The sequence below is a fragment of the Embleya sp. AB8 genome, assembly GCF_049739465.1.
GTDB lineage: Bacteria > Actinomycetota > Actinomycetes > Streptomycetales > Streptomycetaceae > Embleya.
Window position 1 is genome coordinate 47,692 of record NZ_JBMHHY010000045.1, and the last position, 20,350, is coordinate 68,041.

Genomic DNA, 20,350 nt, shown 5'->3' on the forward strand with positions numbered 1-20,350 from the left:
GCCGCCGCCGGGACAACGGCTCCCGACCGCGAGTCGGGGGATGCCGACCAGGGTGGTAACGGCCACGTAGTGGACGGGCAACAACGGATGCGAAGCACCAAGCAAGACCCCGGCCCCGGAGGGGACGTGCAACGACGAGGCGGCGGCCACCCGTCACGACCCGGCCCCGCCGAACGGACCCAGGGCCAACCACGGCACCAGCCCAACCCCACGACGCCCAACGGCCAACCGCCCCCGACCACGAGTCAGGGAAGCCGTCGAGGGCGGCAGCGGCCACGTAGTGGACGGGCAACAACGGATGCGGAGCACCAAGCAAAGACCCCGGCCCCGGAGGGGACGTGCAACGACGAGACGGTGGCAGCCGCCTCGACCCCGCCCCGCCGAACGGACCCAGGGCAAGCGCAGCACCAGCCCAACACCACGACGCCAAGCCGCCAACCGCCCCCGACCACGAGCCAGCCAAGCCGACCAAGGTAGCAGCGGCCACACCGTGGACGGACACCACAAATCCCCCGACGCGTCCTAACTCCTCGCCTTCGTCCGCAGTACGTTCGCGCCCGCGATCAGGCCGAAGGACAGGGCCGTTACCGCGCCGAACGAGGCCACCAGGGATGTCGCATGTGCCAATCCGCCGATCAGGGACGGGGCGATCAGGCCCGAGGTGTAGGTGACCGTCGCGACACCCGCGATGGCCTGGCTCGGGTTGGGGCCGCTGCGGGCCGCCGCCGCGAAGGCCAGTGGGACGACGACCGCGACGCCCAGGCCGAGCAGGGCGAAGCCCGCCATCGCGCACGCCGGGGCCGGCGCGGTGACCACCAACAGGCCGCCCGTCGTGGCCAGTACGCCCCCGGCGCGCACCGTGCGGACCGGGCCGAACCGGTCCACCACCGCGTCGCCCGCGAACCGCGCCACCGCCATCGTCAGCGCGAACGCCGTGGTGGTCGCCGCCGCCAGGCCCGCCGACGTACCGAGTTCGTCCTTCAGGTAGACCGCCGACCAGTCCAGGCTCGCCCCCTCCCCGAACACCGCACAGAATCCGACGACGCCGATCAGCAGCGCCGACTTCGGCGGCAGCGCGAAGTTCGGCGGGGCCTCCTCGTCCGGGTCCGCCGGCACGTCCAGCACACCGCGCGTGGCCGCCACGCCGAGCAGCAGCAATACGACGGCGGCACCCGGGTGGTGGAGCCGCGCGTCGAGGTCCAGGTGCGCGGCGAGCGTGCCGACGGCGGAGCCGAACAGCACCCCCAGGCTCCACATGCCGTGCAGGCCCGACATGATCGACCGGCCCAGCCGGTTCTCGGTCTCCACGCCGAGCGCGTTCATCGCGACGTCCGGCATCCCGGCCGACGCGCCGAACACGAACAGCGTCACGCACAGCACGACGAGGTTCGGCGCGAGCGACGGCAGCGCGAGCGCGAGCGTCCACAGCGACAGCAGGATCCGCAGCGCGAAGCGCGCACCGAGCCGGTGGCTGATCGCCGCGGCAAGCGGCATCGCGAGCGATGCACCAATCGCCGGGAACGCCAGCGCGACGCCCAACTGCCCCGGTCCGAGGCCCACATGGTCCTGGATCCACGGCACGCGGGTGGCGAAGTTGCCGGTCACCGCACCGTGCACGGCGAACACCGCCGCGATGGCCCGACGCCCGCGGACGACGCGCGCCCGCTCCGCGAGGCCCCCGATGTCGCCTACATCACTGACGCCATCTACGTCCCCGATGTCACCTACGACACCGGGGTCACCTACGTCACCGGGGTCACTCCCGGGCCCGGCGCCCGGGACCGCCGCAGGGACGGCCCCGGCCGGCCCGGCGTCCGTCACCGCCGCCCATCCGCACCATCCGTACCGCGAGCACCCTCCGCACTGCGAGCACCCTCCGCACTGCGAGCTCCGTCCGCACCGCGAGCGCCGTCCACATCGCAGGTGTTCGCGGTGGCCGGCTCGGTGGCCTGCCAGACGTAGGTCTTGCCGCCGGCGCGCGGCCTTCGGCGCCGCCGGGCCTTCCGGCCACGCGGATCGAAGGCATCCGCGATGCCGGGCCTCGGCGTGACGGCGGCGACGCCGGTAGCGCCACCGATGCCCAGCTCCCGCCCCCGGCCACAGCGGACCGCCTGGATGGCACCGACGATGCCTGCCGCCTGAATCGCTTCGAAAGACATGAAACCCTCCCCTGGGTCGCTGGCTTTGCCTGCCCTGCTACCTGACGATAAACTATCAGGAAGCCTCCCTGAAAGTAATATCTGCGAGGATCGACCCCATGCCTCCTGCCTCCCCCAGCACCGCCCGGGCCCACAACGACCGGCTCGCCCTGCGGCTTCTCCAGCAGCAGGGCCCGCTGACGGCGGGGCAGCTCAAGGCGCTCACCGGACTGTCCCGGCCGACCGTGGCCGACCTCGTCGAACGCCTGCAGAGCTCGGGCCTCATCCACGACGTCGGCGAGTCCGAGACCGGCCGGCGCGGCCCCAACGCACGGCTGTACGGGATCGTCGCCGACATCGCGCACTTGGCCGCGCTCGACGTCCGCACCGAGACCGTCAGTGTCGTGATCGCCGACCTCCTGGGCACCCACCTGGGCGACGCCGCCGCGCCCATCGACATCAGCGACGGCGTACAGGCCGCCGTCGACCAGACCATCGCGCTGGTCGAACGTGCCGCACACGACGCCGGCGCCACCCGCCTGCACAGCATCGGCATCGGCGCGCCGGGCCTGATCGACCCCACCACCGGCGAACTGCGCCAGGCATGCAGCGTCCCCGCCTGGCACCGCCGCCTCGCCGGCGCCCTCCAGGACCGCCTGCACACCACCGTCCGGTCGGAGAACGAGACCAACCTCGCCGCCCTCGCCGAACGCCGCCTCGGCGTCGCCCGCGACTACGAGACGTTCGTGCTCATGTGGCTCGCCAACGGCATCGGCGCCGCCGTCGTCCTGGACGGAAAACTGCGCCGCGGCGCGTCCGGCGGCGCGGGCGAACTCGGCTTCCTGCCGGTCCCAGGCACCGCCGGCCTGCCCTCGCGCGACGACTGCGACGGCGGCTTCCACTCCCTCGTCAACAACCCCGCCGTATGCGAACTTGCCGAACGGCACGGGCTGGGCCACCTCATCCCGACCATCCACACCCCGCACGACGAGGCGGTCGAGCCGCTCGGCGCCACCGTCATCCACGCCGCCCGCGACGCCGGCCCCGCGGGTTCCGCCTTCCTCGACGAGTACGCCGGACGCCTCGCCCTCGGCGTCTCCGCCGTCACCGCCGTCCTCGACCCCGGCTGCGTCGTCCTCGCCGGCGAACTCGGCCACGCCGGCGGCGACGACCTCGCCGAACGTGTCCAGGCCAAGGTGGCCGCACTCTGTCCGGTCGACACCGTCGTCCGCGCGACCACCCTCGGCGGCTCCGCCGTCCTCCACGGTGCCCTCTTCGCCGCCCAACAGGCCGCCCAGGACGCGCTGTTCCCCTCCGGCGACTGAACCGGGCACCGAATGGCCCGGACCAGGACCCGCCGGACCGGGGCCGACCACCGCGCGCCCGACCGCCGCTCGCCCGATTGCCGGGCACCCCACTGCCCAGTACCCGGTTGCCGAACCTCACCCACCCAACCCCGCCGCGACCTCACGACTCGCCCGCCGCCGACCGCAGTCGCGCCGCCAATTCGCGGCAGCGGCCCGCGAGTTCCGGCGGGTCGAGGACCTCGAAGTGGTGGCCGAGCAGGAGTACGTGCATCAGCACCGCGTCGAGGCTGCGGGCACCGCTGAGCACCTCGCAGCGGTCACCGTCCAGCGGTCGTACGACGGCCGCCGACGCGGAAATTTGCGCCTGTACCGTCTCGGCCGACGCATGCACCAGGAAACGCGCCCGGTGCGGGTAGACCCGACTCGCCACCCCCTCCTGTACATACGTCGCCGCCTCGGGCGCCGGGCGCGGCCGGAAGCGCCAGGTCCGGGCGGCGACTTCGGTCATCCGATCGACCCGGAAGTTGCGCCAGTCGTCCCGATCGAGGTCATAGGCCAGCAGGTACCACCGCCGATCGGAGGCAACCAACCGATAGGGCTCCACCCGCCGCCGTCGCACCTCACCCCCGGAACTCCCGGAGCCACCGGAGCCACCGGAGCCAGCCGAACCAGCCGAACCACCTGAGCCACCTGAGCCACCTGAGCCACCAAGACTCCCAGGGCCACCAGCACCCCCGTTGCCCCCGGAACCCCCAGCGTCCCCAGCGCCCCCAGCGCCCCCAGCGCCCCCAGACGGATACCCGAAGCCCGCCTCCACCCCATCCCGACACGCCCCGGCCAACGTCATCAACACCTCCGGATCGACCGGCGCCCGCCCCACCCCCACCCCGAAGAACTCCACCGACCCGGCCAACGCCCGCACCTCGTGCCGCAGCCGCGTGGGCAGCACCCGGTCGAGCCTGGCCAACGCCCGCAGCGCGGCGTCCCCCGCACCCGCACCCGCGACCGCACCACCCGCCCCCGCGAGTAGCGAGACCGCGGTGGCGATCGCCTCCTCGTCGTCGAGCAACAGCGGCGGCAGGTCCTGCCCCGAGCCGAGGCGGTAACCGCCGCCCACCCCCGGACCGGCCTCCACCTGATAGCCCAGCACGCGCAGCCGCTCGACATCCCGGCGCACCGTGCGCGGCGTGACCCCGAGCCGGTCGGCCAGTTCGGGGCCGGTCCACATCCGGCGTCGCTGAAGCAGCCCGAGCAGGGTCAGCACGCGCTCCGTCGTACCGCGCTGGTCACCATCCGCCACGTCCATGTCGCCCACCCTGTCGGTCATTGCGGACCGATTCCGTCCGCAATGCGTGTCAGGGTGTCAGGGTGTCAGGGTGTCAGGGTGTCAGGGCGTCAGGGCGTCAGGGCGTCAGGGCGTCAGGGCGTGAACGAGACACACACCCCCACCGGGACGAGACACACCCCCACCCCGAACGGAGCCACCCATGGGCCGCCACATCCAGGTCACCTTCGACGCCCACGACCCCCGGGCCCTGTCGGCCTTCTGGGCCGAGGCGCTCGGCTACGTCCACCCGGCCCCGCCCGGTGTCGACCTGCCCGAGGGCGCCGATCCACTCGCCGGGTGGGAGGACTTCCTCGCCCGGATCGGCGTACCGCCGGAACTGCGCAACTCGAGGTCGGCCATCGAGGACCCGGACGGCCATGGCCCGAGGGTGTTCTTCCAGCAGGTACCGGAGGACAAGGTGGCCAAGAACCGGGTCCACCTCGACGTCCGGGCAGCCCCCGGATTGGCCGGCGACGAGCGCATGGCGGCCCTCGAAGCCGAGTGCGCCCGGCTCGTCGCACTGGGCGCGACGCGGGTGCGTCGCTTCGAGCCCGCTCCCCCGTTGGGCGCCGGCACCATCGTGCTGACCGACCCCGAGGGCAACGAGTTCTGCCTGGACTGACCCGACGCGCGCACGCCATACCCCCGCCGGCCGGCCGCATCGCGATCTTGAACAATGCCAATCCGCCCGGGACTTCTGCTTTGCTAAGGGCTGCGTACTCACGTGCTCAGGTACCCACCTGCTCACGTACTCGCATTCGGCGCGGAAAGGCCCTTGTACTGTCGTGGAGTTGTTGGCGATTCTTCTGGTGTCCCTGGCCGGCGGGGGCGTGCTCGTGCGGGCCGGGCAGGTGGCTCGGATGTCCGAACTCGTGGCCTGGCGACGCTTGTTGCCCCTGGCCCTGGCACTGCTGGGGGTGGCCACGAGCCTGTTTCGGGCCGAGGATGTCGTACTCGTGGCCGGGCTGATCGCACTGCCCTGCTACGTGGCCTCGGTCCTGTTCGCCCAGGCCGAGATCCACCGGGCGGCGGACGAGGCCACCCGGCGCTGCTGACCGCACGTCAGAAAGCCCCGCCGGAACCCCCGCCGGAAGCCCCCGCCGAGCCCCCTCCCGACCCCCGGTCAAAAACCCGCGTCGACCCCCGGCCCCGGTCCCAACCCGAAGACCCGCCACCGCTTCGGCGTCACCACCCCCAGGCTCGTGCCCTCCCGGGACAGCGGGCGGCGCTGTTGCGCCAGACCCGCCTCGCCCAGGATGTGTCGCATCGCGAACTCCCAGCGTTCCTGGGCCCATTCGTCCTCGCGCATGGCCACCTCGCCCCACACGATGACGTGCGCGATGTCGCCGTCCCGCGCCATCGACAGGCATACGCGCGGGTCGTGTTCCAGGTTCGCCTTCTTGGTCCGGCCGGTGAGGCTGAGGTAGAGATACTCGTCGTCGTACGCGAGCATCACCGGGGTCACGTGCGGCTCCCCCGTCGGGGTCACCGTGCCCACGTGCACCCAGTGCTCCGGATCGCCGAGCATCGCGTCCAGAGCCGTCTTCAATTCGGGGTCGATCATGGAGGATCCGCCTTTCGCAGCACAGGGGCCTCACCGCCACCGTACTGCGCCCTCCACCCCACCGGTCACGGGATTACCGTCCCAAATATGTACGGAGACGGACCAATGGGCTAGAAGTCGTCCGGGTACGGCGCCGACAACACCTCGACGCCGGCCGGCCCCGGTGTGACGTAGCCCGGGAGCAGCTCGGACAGCAGCGTGCGCACCCCCTTGGTGTCGTTGATCGCCGCCGCCTCGTACAGCTCCGGCAGCCGGACCACCGCGTCCAGGGCCTGGCCCGGCGGCACGGTGGCCTGGATCCGCCGGTGTTCGGTGGGCAGTCGTTCCTCGCCGGCGGCGAACAGCGTCTCGTTGAGTTTCTCGCCCGGGCGCAGGCCGGTGAAGCGGATCGGCACATTGGGCAGGTTCACCTGTTCGGCGAACTTGTGCACCAGGTCCACGATCCGTACCGGCTCGCCCATGTCCAATACGAAGATCTCGCCGCCCTGGGCCATCCGGCCCGCCTCCAGGACCAGGCCCACGGCCTCCTCGATGGTCATGAAGAACCGGGTGACGTCCGGGTGGGTGACGGTGACCGGGCCGCCCGCGCGCAGTTGCTCGGCCAGTACGGACAGCAGCGAACCCCGGCTGCCCAGCACGTTGCCGAACCGCACACCCGCGAACACCCCGGGCGCCTGCGTGTTCGCCTGCACGATCAGCTCGGCGAGCCGCTTGGTCGCGCCGAGCACCGAGACCGGATCCGCCGCCTTGTCGGTGGAGATCAGCACGAACCGCTCGACCCCCACGTCCAACGACGCGCGAACCAGGTTTTCCGTACCCAGCACATTGGACTTGACCGCCTCGCACGGATGCCGTTCGAGCAGCGGCAGGTGCTTGTGCGCGGCGGCGTGGAAGACCACCTCGGGCTTGAGGTCGTGGAAGAGTTGCTCGATCCGCGGCCGATCCCGGATGTCGGCGATCACCAACGTCTCGTCGTCGAGCAACGCCTCGCCCCACACGTCGAGTTGCAGCCGGTGCAGGTTGGATTCGTCGTGGTCGAGCATGTACATCCGGCTCGGCCCGAAGCCGTACACCTGCCGGCACAACTCGCTGCCGATCGAGCCGCCCGCGCCGGTGATCAGCACTCGGCGGCCGGCGATCACCTCGCGTACGGACGCCGAGACCACGTGCAGTTCCTGGCGGCCGATCAGCCGGTTGACGTCGAGCATGCGCATGTCGCTGCCGACCACGTCGCGCCGCAACGCGACCAGGAAGGACGGCAGATAGCGCACCGCGGCGCCGATCGCGGCGGCACCGGCGGCCACCTTGCGAAACTCCTCGTGCGCAAGCCCCGGGATGGCCAGTACGACCACCTCGATGCCGTGCTCCAATGCCACGTCGGTCAGGGCGTCGAGCCCGCCCAGGACCGGAAGCAGATGTTGCGGGTTGTCCGCGTCGGCGACGCGAACCCCGTCCTTGTCGGGGTCGTCGTCGAGAAATCCGATCGGACGCAACCCGAAATCGGGTGTCCGCAACAGATCTCGCGCCAACGCGCTGCCCGCCGACCCGGCCCCCACGACCAGGGTCCGCAGACCCGCTCCCGATATGTCCGTCGCTGCCGAACTCCGACCCATCAAGCCCCCCTCGGTCGGGAGCAGCGTGGTCGGCTCAGGATCGTGCACCGACCACATGCGGCACCGACACGCCGGTGCGGATGGGCGTCCCGCCCCATCGCACCACGCCCACCCCGGCGGTCGTACCCGCGACTGCCCCTATTGCCCCCACAACCCCGACGGCCCCACGGTCACGGCGTCACTTGCGGCCCAGGCACATCGGGTGGACCAACAGCCGCGCAGGTACCACCGACACTCGGGATTCAGCGTACGGCCCGCCCCCGGCCCCCGTCGCGGTTTTCCCCAAACGCCCGTAACTTCGCCGTTTCGGGGTCCGGCCCGCCGGACCCGCCCAGGTGGGCACGTGTCGACCCGGCGGCTTCGGCGAACTCGCGCCGGGAACAACGAAATCGGCCCCACCCGCGCCGAAGCGCGACTGGGGCCGATCCGAAATCCCGACCAGGCACCGGTTGTTCGACGGACCTGTCCGATCAGTGAACTGCCGCCCGACCAGACCTACCGATCAGTCGAGCACCGTTCGACCGGACCCACAGGTCAGTCGACCACCGGCGGAGCCGTGTCGCGGTCGCCCACCCACGTCTCCTCGTCCTCGTGCAGGTAGTCCGCGCGCTGCCGGCGATTGCGCTCGTCGTGCTCGCCGCCCGTACCCGCGCCGCCGGCGCCGCCGCGCATCCCGGCGCCGCGACCGGCGCCGACCTGACTGCCCGCACCCGCGTTGGGACGCCCGGCCAGGCCGCTGCCGCCGGAGGAGAACTGGCCCGCCGAGCCCGGGGTCCGGGGGGTGCCGCCGACCACGCCGCCGGCCTGCCCGGTGAACCGCCGACCACCCGCGCCGCCGCCGCGCACCCCGGCGCGACCACCGGGGGCGGTGTGCTCGCCGCCGGCATGGCCGCCGCCCGGGGGACGCTGGAACGGCCGACCGCCGCTGAGGCCCTCGGGGTTCGCCGGCGCGTTGTTCGGCCGCCCGCCGAACGGCGGGTTGGCGCTCAGCTTCGGACCGTTGCCCTTACCCACCGGCGGAACACCTCCGGTCCTCCCGCCGGGCGGGAAGCCGACCGGGAACCCACCGATCGGCGGCAGCCCGGCCGGGCCACCACCCACCGGTCCGGGGCCGGTCGGCGGAAGCCCTCCGGGCGGCCCGCCGGTCACCGGCAACACCGGCGTGCTCCCGCCCTGGAGCGGCCCGTTGCCGAGCAGCCCGGTGCCCTGCGGCGGCACATACCCGCCCGTACCACCACCGGCCACGCCGCCCACGCTGCCGCCGTCATGGCGGCTCGAACTGCTCACGTCGTATGCGTAGTTCGCCCCGCCGCCGTGGTTCGAGGGCCCGTTGCCCGGGTTCAGCGTCCCGCCGCCGTCGCCCGACCCGGTGTGCACCGACGAGCGGCTGGTCGTGCGACCGCCACCGGACAGCGGGCCCCCGCCGTCGCTGGACGACCCGGCCGGCAGCGCGGGCAGCGGCGGGAATTGCACCGCCGGGGACTTGGCCAGCGTCTCGGTGGTCACGTTGTAGGTGCTGCTCAGGCTCTCCATCCGACGGATGGCCTCCTGGCGCGCCGTCTCCAGCTCGGTCTTGGCGTTGGCGACCAGGACCTTCTTGTCCGAGCTGTCCCCGGGTTTGCACATCAGGCGCTTGTCGCCGTTGCTGTCGACGATCAACTTGGCGTTGGCGGGCACCGGCGGCATGGAAAGGAGTGCGAAACTCAGCTCGCCGCCCGCGTGGTTCATCGCCTTGCCGACCTGACCCGAGTGCTCGGCGAACTTGCGCGTCGCGACCATGACCTTGCCGGCCCAGTCGCGGAAGTTGTCGGCGGACGTACCGGTCCACTCGAGCCGACTGATCCGCGTCTCCAGCGCGGTGGTCACCGTCTCCAGCGTCTCCTTGGCGTCCAGCAACGCCTGCCCCGAAGTGGTCAGTTCGGCGGGGCGAGCCCCGTCGATCATCGACTTCAGCGCCTCGTGCGAAAACTGCTCGAAGTTGGTGGGACCGTCGCCCCAACCACCTCCACCGCCGGAATCCTGCATGTCGTCACCCCGTCCCCGTAGTTCCCGTCACGTCGGATCTCGACCCCGCTCAGGGAGTCTTCGCCGGCGGTGCGGGTGCCGGCGCGTTCTTCGTGTAGTCGTCCTGCAGGGCCTTGTACTTGGCGGTGAAATCCGCCTCGTTGCCCTCGTAGGTGCCCTGCACGTACTGCACCGTCATCTGCATCGCCTCGATCTGGCGCTTGAGCTGCGTCGACAGGTCGATCAGTTCCTGGCGCACATTGACGTACGCCGACCAGAGCCGGATCGCCTCCCCGAAGTTGCCCGAGGCATCCAACTCGACCCGGTTGTCCAGCAACTTGTGCGGCGCCGCGGTAGAGCCGTCGAGGTCGTGCAGGGCGCGCTCGACGTCCTTTTGGAACTGCACCATCGATTCGAGCCCGGCGGACATCGCCTTCATGTCCGAAGCGGAAGTCCCGGTGGGTCCGGGGGGCTTGGAGGGCCCGTCGCCGATATCCGTCTTCCATGCCATCTGCCACACTCCCCCGTGCGTGGCGCCCATACGATTCCCGACACCACGCAGCTAGTTACCAACGCACCGCACGAGCCCCGTACTCCGAGGCGGCGCATCGCGGCACACCCGTATCACTGTCCCAGCCTACATAGCAGATGTGACCCACGGGTACGGGGGAACCATCACATCACGCCAGGTCCGCGTATCGATCCGGTGAACAACCCGGTGAACGACAGAGCACCGAACGGCGGCCGAATGTCCGGAAGGTCCGGCTACTCGGTCTCCTCGGCCAGCTCCAGCCAGCGCATCTCCAGCTCGTCGCGTTCGTCCCGGATCGCGCGCAGTTCGGCGTCGAGCGCGGAGACCTTGTCGAAGTCGGTGGCGTGCTCGGCCAGGCCGTCGTGCACCTTCTTCTCCCGGTCGACCAGCTTGGCCAACTGCCGCTCCACCCGCTGGAGTTCCTTCTTCGCCGCGCGGGTGTCCCCGCCACTGCGCTTGACCGGAGCGGAGGTTGCCCCGGCCTCGACCGCGGCGCGCCGGCGCTGGAGGTATTCCTCGATGCCGCCCGGCAACATCCGCAGCGTGCGATCCCCGAGCAGGGCGAGCACCGTGTCGGTGGTGCGCTCGATGAAGTAGCGGTCGTGGCTGACGATCACCAGCGAGCCCGGCCAGCCGTCGAGCAGGTCCTCGAGCTGGGTCAGCGTCTCGATGTCGAGGTCGTTCGTCGGTTCGTCCATGAACAGCACGTTCGGCTCGTCCATCAACAGCCGCAGCAGCTGCAACCGGCGGCGCTCGCCACCGGAGAGGTCGGACACCGGGGTCCACTGCTTCTCACCGGTGAAGCCGAACTGTTCGCACAGCTGACCGGCGGTCAGTTCCTTGCCCTTGCCGATCTCGACCCGCTCGCGGATCTGCGAGACCGCCTCCAGGACCCGCAGTGTGGGCGGGAGTTCGGCGACCTCCTGGGAGAGGTAGGCGAGCTTGACGGTACGGCCGACCACGACCTTCCCGGCGGCCGGCTGCTTCTCCTCGTAGGCCGCGTCCTTGAGCGCGCGCAGCAGGCTGGTCTTGCCCGCGCCGTTGACCCCGACCAGGCCGATCCGGTCGCCCGGACCCAGGTTCCAGGTCAGGTGTTCGAGCAGCGTCTTGGGGCCGGCTTCGATGCGTACGTCGAGCAGTTCGAACACGGTCTTGCCGAGCCGCGCGTTGGCGAAGCCGCGCAGCGCGAGGGTGTCGCGCGGCGGCGGCTCGTCGGCGATCAGCTCGTTGGCGGCCTCGATCCGGAACTTGGGCTTGGAGGTGCGCGCCGGGGCGCCGCGGCGCAGCCAGGCCAGCTCCTTGCGAACCAGGTTCTGCCGCTTGGTCTCCTCGGTGCTCGCGATCCGTGAGCGCTCGGCCCGGGCCAGTACGTACGCCGAGTAGCCGCCCTCGTAGTCGTGCACCTTGCCGCCCTGCACGTCCCACGTGCGGGTGCACACCTCGTCCAGGAACCAGCGGTCGTGGGTGACCACGACCAGCGCGGAGCGCCGGGTCTTGAGGTGGCCGGCCAGCCAGGCGATGCCCTCGACGTCGAGGTGGTTGGTCGGCTCGTCCAGGATGATCAGGTCGTGCTCTTCGATCAGCAGCTTGGCGAGCGCGATCCGGCGCCGCTCGCCGCCGGACAGCGGGCCGATCACCGAGTCGATGCCGCTCTCGAAGCCGGGCATGGCCAGTCCGCCGAACAGCCCGGTCAGTACGTCGCGGATGCGCGCGTCGCCCGCCCACTCGTGCTCGGGGCGGTCGCCGACGATCTCCTGGCGCACCGTGGCCTTCGGGTCCAGGTCGTCCTGCTGGCTGAGGATGCCGAGGCTGAGTCCGCCCACGTGGGTGACCCGGCCCGAGTCGACCGGCTCCCGCTGGGCCATCACCCGGATCAACGTGGTCTTGCCGTCGCCGTTGCGGCCCACGACGCCGATCCGGTCGCCTTCGGCCACGCCGAGGGACACCTCGTCGAGCAGGGTGCGCATGACATACGCCTTGCCGACTGACTCAAGATTGATCAGGTTCGCCATCAGACCGAACCGCCGTACCGCAACGCTCGCATTCGACCAAGCCTAACGGTCCGCGCTACACCGTGTTCTCGCGCTCCACCGGAACCACCCGGCGCGGCAGCACCCGCGCCCCGGGCACCGCGCCGAAGGCGACCCGCGCGGCCCGACACGTACCCGATTCGGTCAGCCGCTCGGCCACCGTGTGCGCGGTCTCCCGGTCCGGCGCCAGGAACGCGCAGGTCGGTCCGGATCCGGAGACCAGCGAGCCGACGGCACCGGCGGCCATCCCCGCGCGCAGCGTCGCGGCCAGCGCGGGCCGCAGGGAGAGCGCGGCCGGCTGTAGATCGTTGACCAGGTTGGCGCCCAGGGCGTACGCGTCGCCCGCGCGCAGTGCAGCGATCAACTCGGCGCGCGGCGCGGGCGGCGCGACCGGCTCGCCGGCCACCGACCGCAGCCGGTCGCACTCGCCGTAGACGGCCGGCGTCGACAATCCGCCGTCGGCCAGCGCGAACACCCAGTGGAAGCGCGCCGTGGTCGGCACCGAGGCCAGCCGCTCGCCGCGCCCGGTTCCGATCGCGGTGCCGCCCAGGTCGGAGAACGGCACGTCGCTGCCCAGTTCGGCGCCCAGTCGGCGGAGCATCTCGCGGGGGGTGTCGCCGCGCCACAACGTGTCGCACGCGAGCAGCGTCGCGGCGGCGTCCGCACTGCCCCCGGCCATGCCGCCGGCGACCGGGATGCCCTTGCGGATGTGGATGCGCACATTCGGCTCGCGGCCGAGCCGGTCGGCCAGCAGGATCGCCGCGCGCGCGGCCAGATTGTGGTGGTCCAGCGGTACCTCGGCGATGCCCTCGCCCTCACAGGCCAGGGTCAGCCGGTCCGCCGGTGTCACGGTGACCTCGTCGTAGAGCGACACGGCGTGAAAGACGCTGACCAGCTCGTGGAAGCCGTCCAGCCGCACCCCGCCGACCGCGAGTTGCAGGTTGACCTTCGCAGGCACGCTGACGGTGACGGAAGACACGGCTAGTGGAACTCCTTCGTGGCCCTGCCAGGCCTCTTCGGACGGGTGCCGTGCGAACTCCTCGGCACCGTGCCCGATGGTATCGACGGCCGCCTCCCGCACTCAGTCGCGGGGCTCGTTCGGCGCCGAGTCGGGCCGATCCGCGGTGCCCGCCGAGTCGGCCGTCGGGCGGTGCTCGGCGATCCGGGCGAACGCCTCGACGCCGAGCGCCTCGCCGCGCGTGCGCGGGTCGATCCCCGCCGCGCGCAGCGCCTCCTCGGCGCCGGCCGCCGAGCCGGCCCAGCCCGCGAGCGCCGCCCGCAGTGTCTTGCGGCGCTGCGCGAAGGCCGCGTCGATCACCGCGAACACCTCCCGGCGGGTGGCCGTGGTCGTGGGCGGTTCGCGACGGACGAAGGACACCAGGCCCGAGTCGACGTTGGGCGCCGGCCAGAACACGTTGCGCCCGATCGCGCCCGCGCGCTTGACGTCCGCGTACCACGCGGCCTTGACCGACGGCACGCCGTAGACCTTGCCGCCGGGCGTCGCGGCCAGCCGGTCGGCCACCTCGGACTGCACCATCACCAACAGCCGCTCGATCGAGGGGAAGGTCTGGAGCATGTGCAGCAGCACGGGGACGGACACGTTGTACGGCAGATTGGCCACCAGGGCGGTGGGCGCGGGCCCCGGCAGCTCGGTGACGGTCATCGCGTCCGCGTGCACGAGTGCGAAGTCGGCGGCCCGCTCGGGCATCCGCGCGGCGATGGTGGTCGGCAGATGCCGGGCGAGCACCGGATCGATCTCGATCGCCACCACCCGCGCGGCGCTCTCGAGCAGCGCCAGCGTCAACGAGCCGAGCCCGGGGCCGATCTCGACCACCACGTCGTCGGGCCGCACGCCGGCGGTGCGCACGATGCGGCGCACCGTGTTGGCGTCGATCACGAAGTTCTGGCCGAGTTGCTTGGTCGGGCGTACGCCCAGGGCCTCGGCGAGCGCGCGGATGTCCGCGGCACCGAGCAGTCCCGGTCCCGCGGGAAGATCACTCACGAGGAGAGCCTACTGCCGCACAGCGGCCACGGACTCGCCCCCCGTTGGACATACATGAGCTTTGCCCGATATGTCTGCTCGGACGCCGGCGCCGTACTGGCCACCCCGGTGCCGCCCATCGACTGCCAGGTCTGCGCGTCGAACTGGTACAACCCGTGATAAGTCCCCGTCGGGTCGACGGCGTTCGGCCGGCCGCCCGACTCGCACTGGGCGAGCGCGCCCCAGTTGAGCTGGTCGGCCCCGGCCACCGAGTTGGGCATCTCCTTGGTGCCGACCTTGACGATCTGGGTGACCGGCTCCTTGACCACCTTCTCGGAGACCTTGCGCGGCTCCTGCTTGACGCCGTTGACCGTCTCGTACGAGTAGGTGATCTGCCGCAGCCCGGGAACCCCCTTGACGGAGACCTCCTCGGTGCCCTTGTTCAGGGTCGGGTCGTCCTGCCGAGTGGTCTTGAACGGGATCTTCTCGTCCTTGGTCACGGTGGTGCCGGTGACCCGCAGGATCGAGACGGTCTGGCCCTGCTGCGGATAGGCGTCGGTGGGCGTGTCCACCCGGTCCTGCGGCCCTATCGAGATGCCGGCCTGCTCCAGCGCGGCCTGCACGGTCGCCGCGTTGGTGCGCAGCGGGATGGTCTTGCCGTCCACCAGGAAGGTGATCGCCCGTTCGGTGCGCACGTCCAGGTTGAGCCCGGCGCGACCGATCGGCAGATCGCGCGAGACGGACAGATACGCGCCGTCCGCACGCACCCCGACCTGCTCCAGCGCCTCGGCCACCGACTTCGCGGTCACCCATACCTGCTGCGGCCGGCCGTCGACGGTCATGGTCAACAACCGGCCGTAGCGCACCGCGACCCGGTCGCCGTCCTCGAGGCTCGCCTTGCGACCCGGCGCGACGATGTCGTGCTCGCCGACCTTGATCTGCTGCCGGCCGAGCAGCCCGGAGACGTCGGAGGCGAACGTGTGCACGGTGCGCTCCTCGCCGTCCACGACGAGCTTCACCGTCTTGTCGTACGAGACGAACGCGGTGGTGCCGCCGACCAGTACGGCGACCACGAGGGCCTGCGGAACGAGAGTGCGCAGAGAGAGTCCGGGGCGGTTGCCGCCCCGACCCGCCCGGGCGGAGTTGCGCCTGCGGGCGGAGCCGGCGGAACGACTCAACGGTGCTCCTGAGGTTTCCGGGGGGTGTGGTCCGGGAAGCGCGGGCCGGTGTTCCGCCCGACGAGCATCGGACTGTACACCGGCCCGGAACGTACGCCGCCCGTCCCCCGGTCGTCCGGGTGACGGGCGACACGCGTCGGGCTACTGCGCGGGGGCGAAGACGCGTTCGGCGTTGGCCGCGAGCGCCGTGGCCAACTCGTCCTCGGTCAGGCCCTTGACCTCGGCCATCGCCCGCACGGTGACCGGCACCAGGTAGGGCGCGTTCGGCCGGCCGCGGAAGGGCACCGGGGTCAGGAACGGCGCGTCCGTCTCGACCAGGATCAGCTCGATCGGCGCGACCACGAGCGCGTCCCGCAGCGGCTGGGCGCTCGGGTAGGTCACGTTGCCCGCGAAGGACATCAGGTAGCCCAGCTCGGCGCAGGTCTTCGCCAGCTCGGCGTCACCCGAGAAGCAGTGGAAGACCACCCGTTCCGGGGCGCCCTCCTCGGCCAGGACGCGCAACACGTCGGCGTGCGCCTCACGGTCGTGGATCACCAGCGGCTTGCGGTGCCGCTTGGCGATCTCGATGTGTCGGCGAAACGACTCCTGCTGCGTGGCCACACCCTCGTCGCCGGTGCGGAAGTAGTCCAGGCCGGTCTCGCCGATCCCGCGCACGTGCGGCAGTGCGGCCAGCCGGTCGATCTCGGCCAGCGCCGCGTCCAGGGCCGCCGTACCACCCGGCGCCCTGCGCTGCCCGGACCACCCGTCGGGGTCGCCGAGCACGATCCGCGGCGCCTCGTTGGGGTGCAGCGCCACCGTCGCGTGCACCCGCTCGTGCGCGGCGGCCGTCTCGGCGGCCCAGACCGAGGACGGCACGTCGATCCCGACCTGGACCAGCGTGTCGACGCCCACCGCGGCGGCGGCCGACAGCGCGTCGACCACCGACGCCTCCTGGAGGTCCAGGTGGGTGTGCGCGTCCCACACCGGCACCCGTAGCGGCTCCGGTGCGGGCGGCGCGCTGGTGTCCCGGGGCCCGCCGTCCCGCCGCTTGCGCTTGCTCACCTACGCGTCTGCCTTCTTCTCTTCCAGGCGCGGGAACAACACCGCGCCCTTGGTGACCGTGGCCCCCGCCGGCAACTGCCCCCAGCGGCCCGCGTCCTGCACGTGCTGCGCGTCGAGCGCGCCCAGGTGCGGCTCGGCGCCGAGCGAGTCCCACAACTTCTGCGCGGTCGCCGGCATCACCGGGTTGAGCAGCACGGCCAGCGCGCGCAGCGACTCGGCCGAGGTGTACAGGATGCTCGCCAGGCGGGCCCGGCCCTCGGGGCTGTCGTCCTTGGCCACCTTCCACGGCTCCTGCTCCGTGATGTAGCCGTTGACCAGCTTCACGTAGGCGAACACCGCGTCGAGGCCGGCCTGGAAGTCGAGCGCGCGGACCCGGTCGTCGGCCACCGACACGGTCTCGATCAGCGCGCTGTGCAGCGCGGCCTCGGCATCGCCGTCGGCACCGGCGGCGGGCAGCGCGCCATCGAAGTACTTGCCGACCATGGCCGCCACGCGCGAGGCCAGGTTGCCGAAGTCGTTGGCCAGCTCGGAGGTGTACCGCGCGGCGAAGTCCTCCCAGGAGAAGGACCCGTCCTGGCCGAACTGGATCGCGCGCAGGAAGTAGTAGCGGTAGGCGTCCACGCCGAAGTGGTCGGTGAGCTGCTGCGGCGAGATGCCGGTCAGGTTCGACTTGCTCATCTTCTCGCCGCCGACCATCAGCCAGCCGTTGGCGAACACCCGGCCGGGCACCGGCAGGCTGTTGGCCATCAACATCGCGGGCCAGATCACCGCGTGGAAGCGCAGGATGTCCTTGCCGACCAGGTGTACGTCCGCCGGGAAGGTGCTCTCGAACTTGTCCTGGTCCGCGCCGTAGCCGACCGCCGTGGCGTAGTTCAACAGCGCGTCGATCCAGACGTAGATGACGTGCTTCGGGTCCCACGGCACCGGGATGCCCCAGTCGAACGTCGACCGCGAGATCGACAGATCCTGCAGCCCCTGCCGGACGAACTGCAACACCTCGTTGCGCGCCGAGGCGGGCTGGATGAAGTCCGGGTTGGCCTCGTAGAACTCCAGCAACCGCGGCCCGTACTCGGACAGCTTGAAGAAGTAGTTCTCCTCCTTCAGCATCTCCACCGGCCGCTTGTGGATCGGGCACAACTTCTGCCCGTCCTCGCCGTCGAGCAGGTCGCCGGGCGCCTTGTACTCCTCGCAGGCCACGCAGTAGGGGCCCTCGTAGCCGCCCTTGTAGATCTCGCCCTTGTCGAAGAGATCCTGGACGAACTCCTGCACCCGGGCGGTGTGCCGCTTCTCGGTGGTACGGATGAAGTCGTCGTTGGCGATCTCCAGATGCTCCCACAGCGGCTTCCACGCCTCCGTGACCAGCTTGTCGCACCACTCCTGGGGAGTGACGCCGTTCGCCTCGGCCGTGCGCATGATCTTCTGACCGTGCTCGTCCGTGCCGGTGAGGAACCACACCTTCTCGCCGCGCTGGCGGTGCCAACGGGTGAGCACGTCGCCTGCGACGGTCGTATAGGCGTGGCCCAGGTGCGGAGCGTCATTTACGTAGTAAATGGGCGTTGTGACATAGAACGCCTTCGCGCGCTCGCCCGCAGTGTGTTCAGTGGTTCCAGTGGCCGCCATACCCGGAATCCTACGGCCGGCGCGACCGCGCCCGCCCCCGAGTATCCGGTGGGGGGCGGGCGTCGGTCCCGGGCGGCCCGGGCGGGACTCAGGCGGAGCGATGCAGCGACGGCAGGTGCCACCGGGAGGCGCCGCGCGGGGCGGGCACCTTGCTCGGCTTCTCCGCCTTCACGGCCTTGACCGGCTTCGGGGTCCCGGCGACCGAGGCGACTCGACCGGCGGGCAGTATCCGAAGGCGCGTGCCGTCGCAGTGTTCACACGTGGGCTTCGTGAAGGGGGACGGAACAAGGGCCCCCTCCGAGTAATACCGGCAGAGTCGCAATCCGTGCAGATCGGTCGCGTGGTGGATTTCGTAATCGCGTTCCCAGCCTCGTCCACAGGACATACAGACGAAGGCGTACGACTCGTGCACCACCGTGGGATTTTCCATGACGACCTCCTCACACGGGCGAGCCCACCGACTCGTTCGAGGGCTTCCCGTGACCGGTATCCATGGAATGCCCGAAGGCACTCGTTCCGTATCGACCAAGACGGTTCCTTGACGGGGGCCAACACGGAATATGGCGAACCCGGGAGACTCATCACCCAAACGAGTGCAGCGTCCTACCTAAGCGTTGCACGCACTTGACCGTCCCGCCCGGAGCGTCCGAACACACCGCGTGGCGGGTGCCGGACACCGCGTCGAGGCCAGGGTGGACGCGCCGCGGAGCGTGCTCGGCGCGTCGCGGCAGGTCACCTCTCGTCAGCCGTGCTCACCCCTTCTTGGCCGCCACCACCGCGTCGAAGACCACCCGCTTGGGCACGCCGACCTCGGCGGCGACCGCTGCGATGGCCTCCTTGCGGGGCTGGCCGGCCGCCTCGCGGGCGGCCACCCGCTCGACCAACTCCGCCGGGCCGACCTGCGAGGGGTCGGCCGGCGGCGCGCCGGCGACCACGACCGTGATCTCGCCGCGCACCCCCGGCCGCGCCCACTCGGCGAGTTCGGCCAGGGTGTCCCGGCGGACCTCCTCGTACGTCTTGGTCAACTCGCGGCACACCGCCCCCCGCCGCCCGGCGCCCAGCGCCGCCGCCATCGCCGCGAGCGACTCGGCGAGCCGATGCGGCGCCTCGAAGAACACCATCGTGCGCGGCTCGGCGGCCAACTCGGCCAGCCGCCGAGCCCGCTCGCCCGCCTTGCGCGGCAGGAACCCCTCGAAGCAGAACCGGTCCACCGGCAACCCGGACAGCGCCAGCGCGGTGAGCACCGCCGAGGGCCCCGGCACCGCCGTCACCCGAATGTTTTCGGCCACCGCCGCCTCCACCAGGCGATAGCCCGGATCGGACACCGACGGCATCCCCGCGTCGGTGACGAGCAGCACCCGCTTGCCCTCGCGCAGCGCCTGGACCAACTCCGGGGTGCGCGCCGCCTCGTTGCCCTCGAAGTACGACACCACCCGGCCGGGCACCTCCGCGCCCAGCGCGCTCGCCAATCGGCGCAGCCTGCGGGTGTCCTCGGCGGCCACCACCTGGGCCGTACCGAGTTCGACGGCGAGCCGCGCGGGCGCGTCGCTCACGTCGCCGATGGGGGTGCCGGCCAGTACGAGTACGCCGCCCTGAGGGCTGTCCTGTTCGTGATCCACCCGGCCATCCTCTCCTTTCGCGCGCCCCGCTTCGCCCGCGCGTCAATACGATGCACGGGTGACGAGTGACGTGGCGACCGATCAGCCGACCCGAAAGCACCCCCCGGAGGGGGATGCGGAGTCCCCCGGCAGCACCGGGACCGCACGTCCGGAGCCGCGCGGATGGGCCTGGTCACTGGCCCGATTCGGCTATCGGGACCGGCCGCCGACCTCGCTGCGCGAGCGGTTGGTGCCCTCGTACACCGACAACAGCGCGTACACCGGCGGCGGCTGGCTCCCGTGCATCCTGGTGACCCTGCTCGCCGGCTTCATCCGGTTCTGGAACCTGGGCAAGCCGAAGGCGGTGATATTCGACGAGACGTACTACGCCAAGGACGCCTGGTCACTGCTCAAACT

General features: G+C 71.4%; 18 protein-coding genes and 1 pseudogene. 4 read left to right on the forward strand and 15 right to left on the reverse strand.

Translation table 11 applies throughout. From position 1 onward, the window contains the following. Positions 1-522: 522 nt before the first annotated feature. Both ABIA38_RS42390 and ABIA38_RS42395 read right to left on the reverse strand, forming a co-directional pair. Positions 523-1,626, reverse strand: coding sequence for an MFS transporter (locus tag ABIA38_RS42390; RefSeq protein WP_424644357.1), 1,104 nt, complete (start codon positions 1,624-1,626; stop codon positions 523-525). A 191-nt stretch (positions 1,627-1,817) separates the two neighbouring features. Continuing rightward, positions 1,818-2,159 (reverse strand): hypothetical protein, encoded by a 342-nt coding sequence (locus tag ABIA38_RS42395; RefSeq protein WP_424644358.1) that lies wholly within the window; start codon positions 2,157-2,159, stop codon positions 1,818-1,820. A 98-nt stretch (positions 2,160-2,257) separates the two neighbouring features. Between ABIA38_RS42395 and ABIA38_RS42400 the strand changes: the two genes are divergently transcribed. After that, the gene (locus ABIA38_RS42400; protein ID WP_424644359.1) at positions 2,258-3,463 is read left to right on the forward strand and encodes an ROK family transcriptional regulator; all 1,206 of its coding nucleotides are present in this window, start codon (positions 2,258-2,260) and stop codon (positions 3,461-3,463) included. Positions 3,464-3,605: 142 nt separating this feature from the next. On the opposite strand, the gene ABIA38_RS42405 is transcribed toward ABIA38_RS42400, so the two are convergent. Then, entirely contained in the window at positions 3,606-4,751 is a 1,146-nt protein-coding gene (locus tag ABIA38_RS42405; protein ID WP_424644375.1) for a helix-turn-helix transcriptional regulator, read from the reverse strand. Between the two features lie 181 nt (positions 4,752-4,932). On the opposite strand from ABIA38_RS42405, the gene ABIA38_RS42410 reads away from it, so the two are divergent. Next, positions 4,933-5,394 (forward strand): VOC family protein, encoded by a 462-nt coding sequence (locus ABIA38_RS42410; protein ID WP_424644360.1) that lies wholly within the window; start codon positions 4,933-4,935, stop codon positions 5,392-5,394. A gap of 169 nt (positions 5,395-5,563) precedes the next feature. Beyond that, on the forward strand, positions 5,564-5,827 hold the full coding sequence (locus ABIA38_RS42415; RefSeq protein ID WP_424644361.1) for a hypothetical protein: 264 nt from the start codon (positions 5,564-5,566) through the stop codon (positions 5,825-5,827). Between the two features lie 68 nt (positions 5,828-5,895). Here the strand turns inward: ABIA38_RS42415 and ABIA38_RS42420 are convergent, their stop codons facing one another. The 12 genes from ABIA38_RS42420 to rsmI form a co-directional block, all read right to left on the reverse strand. Continuing rightward, positions 5,896-6,336, reverse strand: a complete 441-nt coding sequence (locus tag ABIA38_RS42420) for a pyridoxamine 5'-phosphate oxidase family protein (RefSeq protein WP_424644362.1) — start codon at positions 6,334-6,336, stop codon at positions 5,896-5,898. A 110-nt stretch (positions 6,337-6,446) separates the two neighbouring features. Continuing rightward, a complete protein-coding gene (locus ABIA38_RS42425; RefSeq protein ID WP_424644363.1) occupies positions 6,447-7,949 on the reverse strand; it encodes a polysaccharide biosynthesis protein in 1,503 nt (500 codons plus the stop codon). A gap of 534 nt (positions 7,950-8,483) precedes the next feature. Further along, the gene (locus ABIA38_RS42430; RefSeq protein ID WP_424644364.1) at positions 8,484-9,974 is read right to left on the reverse strand and encodes a WXG100 family type VII secretion target; all 1,491 of its coding nucleotides are present in this window, start codon (positions 9,972-9,974) and stop codon (positions 8,484-8,486) included. Positions 9,975-10,023: 49 nt separating this feature from the next. Continuing rightward, positions 10,024-10,392, reverse strand: a complete 369-nt coding sequence (locus ABIA38_RS42435) for a hypothetical protein (RefSeq protein WP_424644365.1) — start codon at positions 10,390-10,392, stop codon at positions 10,024-10,026. A gap of 326 nt (positions 10,393-10,718) precedes the next feature. Next, positions 10,719-12,500, reverse strand: coding sequence for an ABC-F family ATP-binding cassette domain-containing protein (locus tag ABIA38_RS42440; protein WP_424644376.1), 1,782 nt, complete (start codon positions 12,498-12,500; stop codon positions 10,719-10,721). A gap of 52 nt (positions 12,501-12,552) precedes the next feature. Beyond that, the gene (locus ABIA38_RS42445) at positions 12,553-13,494 is read right to left on the reverse strand and encodes a 4-(cytidine 5'-diphospho)-2-C-methyl-D-erythritol kinase (RefSeq protein ID WP_424644366.1); all 942 of its coding nucleotides are present in this window, start codon (positions 13,492-13,494) and stop codon (positions 12,553-12,555) included. 102 nt (positions 13,495-13,596) lie between these two features. Continuing rightward, positions 13,597-14,517, reverse strand: a complete 921-nt coding sequence (rsmA, locus tag ABIA38_RS42450) for a 16S rRNA (adenine(1518)-N(6)/adenine(1519)-N(6))-dimethyltransferase RsmA (protein ID WP_424644367.1) — start codon at positions 14,515-14,517, stop codon at positions 13,597-13,599. After that, positions 14,514-15,674, reverse strand: coding sequence for a ubiquitin-like domain-containing protein (locus ABIA38_RS42455; protein ID WP_424644368.1), 1,161 nt, complete (start codon positions 15,672-15,674; stop codon positions 14,514-14,516). Before ABIA38_RS42455 ends, rsmA begins: the two co-directional genes overlap by 4 nt. A 141-nt stretch (positions 15,675-15,815) precedes the next feature. Next, on the reverse strand, positions 15,816-16,715 hold the full coding sequence (locus ABIA38_RS42460; protein ID WP_424644369.1) for a TatD family hydrolase: 900 nt from the start codon (positions 16,713-16,715) through the stop codon (positions 15,816-15,818). Beyond that, positions 16,716-18,335 (reverse strand): methionine--tRNA ligase, encoded by a 1,620-nt coding sequence (metG, locus tag ABIA38_RS42465; RefSeq protein WP_424644370.1) that lies wholly within the window; start codon positions 18,333-18,335, stop codon positions 16,716-16,718. A gap of 88 nt (positions 18,336-18,423) precedes the next feature. Then, on the reverse strand, positions 18,424-18,765 hold the full coding sequence (locus ABIA38_RS42470; RefSeq protein ID WP_424644371.1) for a hypothetical protein: 342 nt from the start codon (positions 18,763-18,765) through the stop codon (positions 18,424-18,426). A gap of 322 nt (positions 18,766-19,087) precedes the next feature. Further along, a complete protein-coding gene (gene rsmI / locus ABIA38_RS42475) occupies positions 19,088-19,954 on the reverse strand; it encodes a 16S rRNA (cytidine(1402)-2'-O)-methyltransferase (protein ID WP_424644372.1) in 867 nt (288 codons plus the stop codon). A 58-nt stretch (positions 19,955-20,012) separates the two neighbouring features. Between rsmI and ABIA38_RS42480 the strand changes: the two are divergent. Continuing rightward, a pseudogene (locus tag ABIA38_RS42480) lies at positions 20,013-20,350 on the forward strand (phospholipid carrier-dependent glycosyltransferase); the annotation flags it as partial.

What these genes read in the sequence shown, in the direction of transcription:
- ABIA38_RS42435 (WP_424644365.1), bottom strand. Translation starts at nt 10,392, where the DNA reads ATGAAGGCGATGTCCGCCGGGCTCGAATCGATGGTGCAGTTCCAAAAG.
- ABIA38_RS42405 (WP_424644375.1), bottom strand. Translation starts at nt 4,751, where the DNA reads ATGGACGTGGCGGATGGTGACCAGCGCGGTACGACGGAGCGCGTGCTG.
- metG (WP_424644370.1), bottom strand. Translation starts at nt 18,335, where the DNA reads ATGGCGGCCACTGGAACCACTGAACACACTGCGGGCGAGCGCGCGAAG.
- ABIA38_RS42420 (WP_424644362.1), bottom strand. Translation starts at nt 6,336, where the DNA reads ATGATCGACCCCGAATTGAAGACGGCTCTGGACGCGATGCTCGGCGAT.
- ABIA38_RS42395 (WP_424644358.1), bottom strand. Translation starts at nt 2,159, where the DNA reads ATGTCTTTCGAAGCGATTCAGGCGGCAGGCATCGTCGGTGCCATCCAG.
- ABIA38_RS42425 (WP_424644363.1), bottom strand. Translation starts at nt 7,949, where the DNA reads ATGGGTCGGAGTTCGGCAGCGACGGACATATCGGGAGCGGGTCTGCGG.
- ABIA38_RS42400 (WP_424644359.1), top strand. Translation starts at nt 2,258, where the DNA reads ATGCCTCCTGCCTCCCCCAGCACCGCCCGGGCCCACAACGACCGGCTC.
- ABIA38_RS42410 (WP_424644360.1), top strand. Translation starts at nt 4,933, where the DNA reads ATGGGCCGCCACATCCAGGTCACCTTCGACGCCCACGACCCCCGGGCC.
- ABIA38_RS42430 (WP_424644364.1), bottom strand. Translation starts at nt 9,974, where the DNA reads ATGCAGGATTCCGGCGGTGGAGGTGGTTGGGGCGACGGTCCCACCAAC.
- ABIA38_RS42470 (WP_424644371.1), bottom strand. Translation starts at nt 18,765, where the DNA reads ATGGAAAATCCCACGGTGGTGCACGAGTCGTACGCCTTCGTCTGTATG.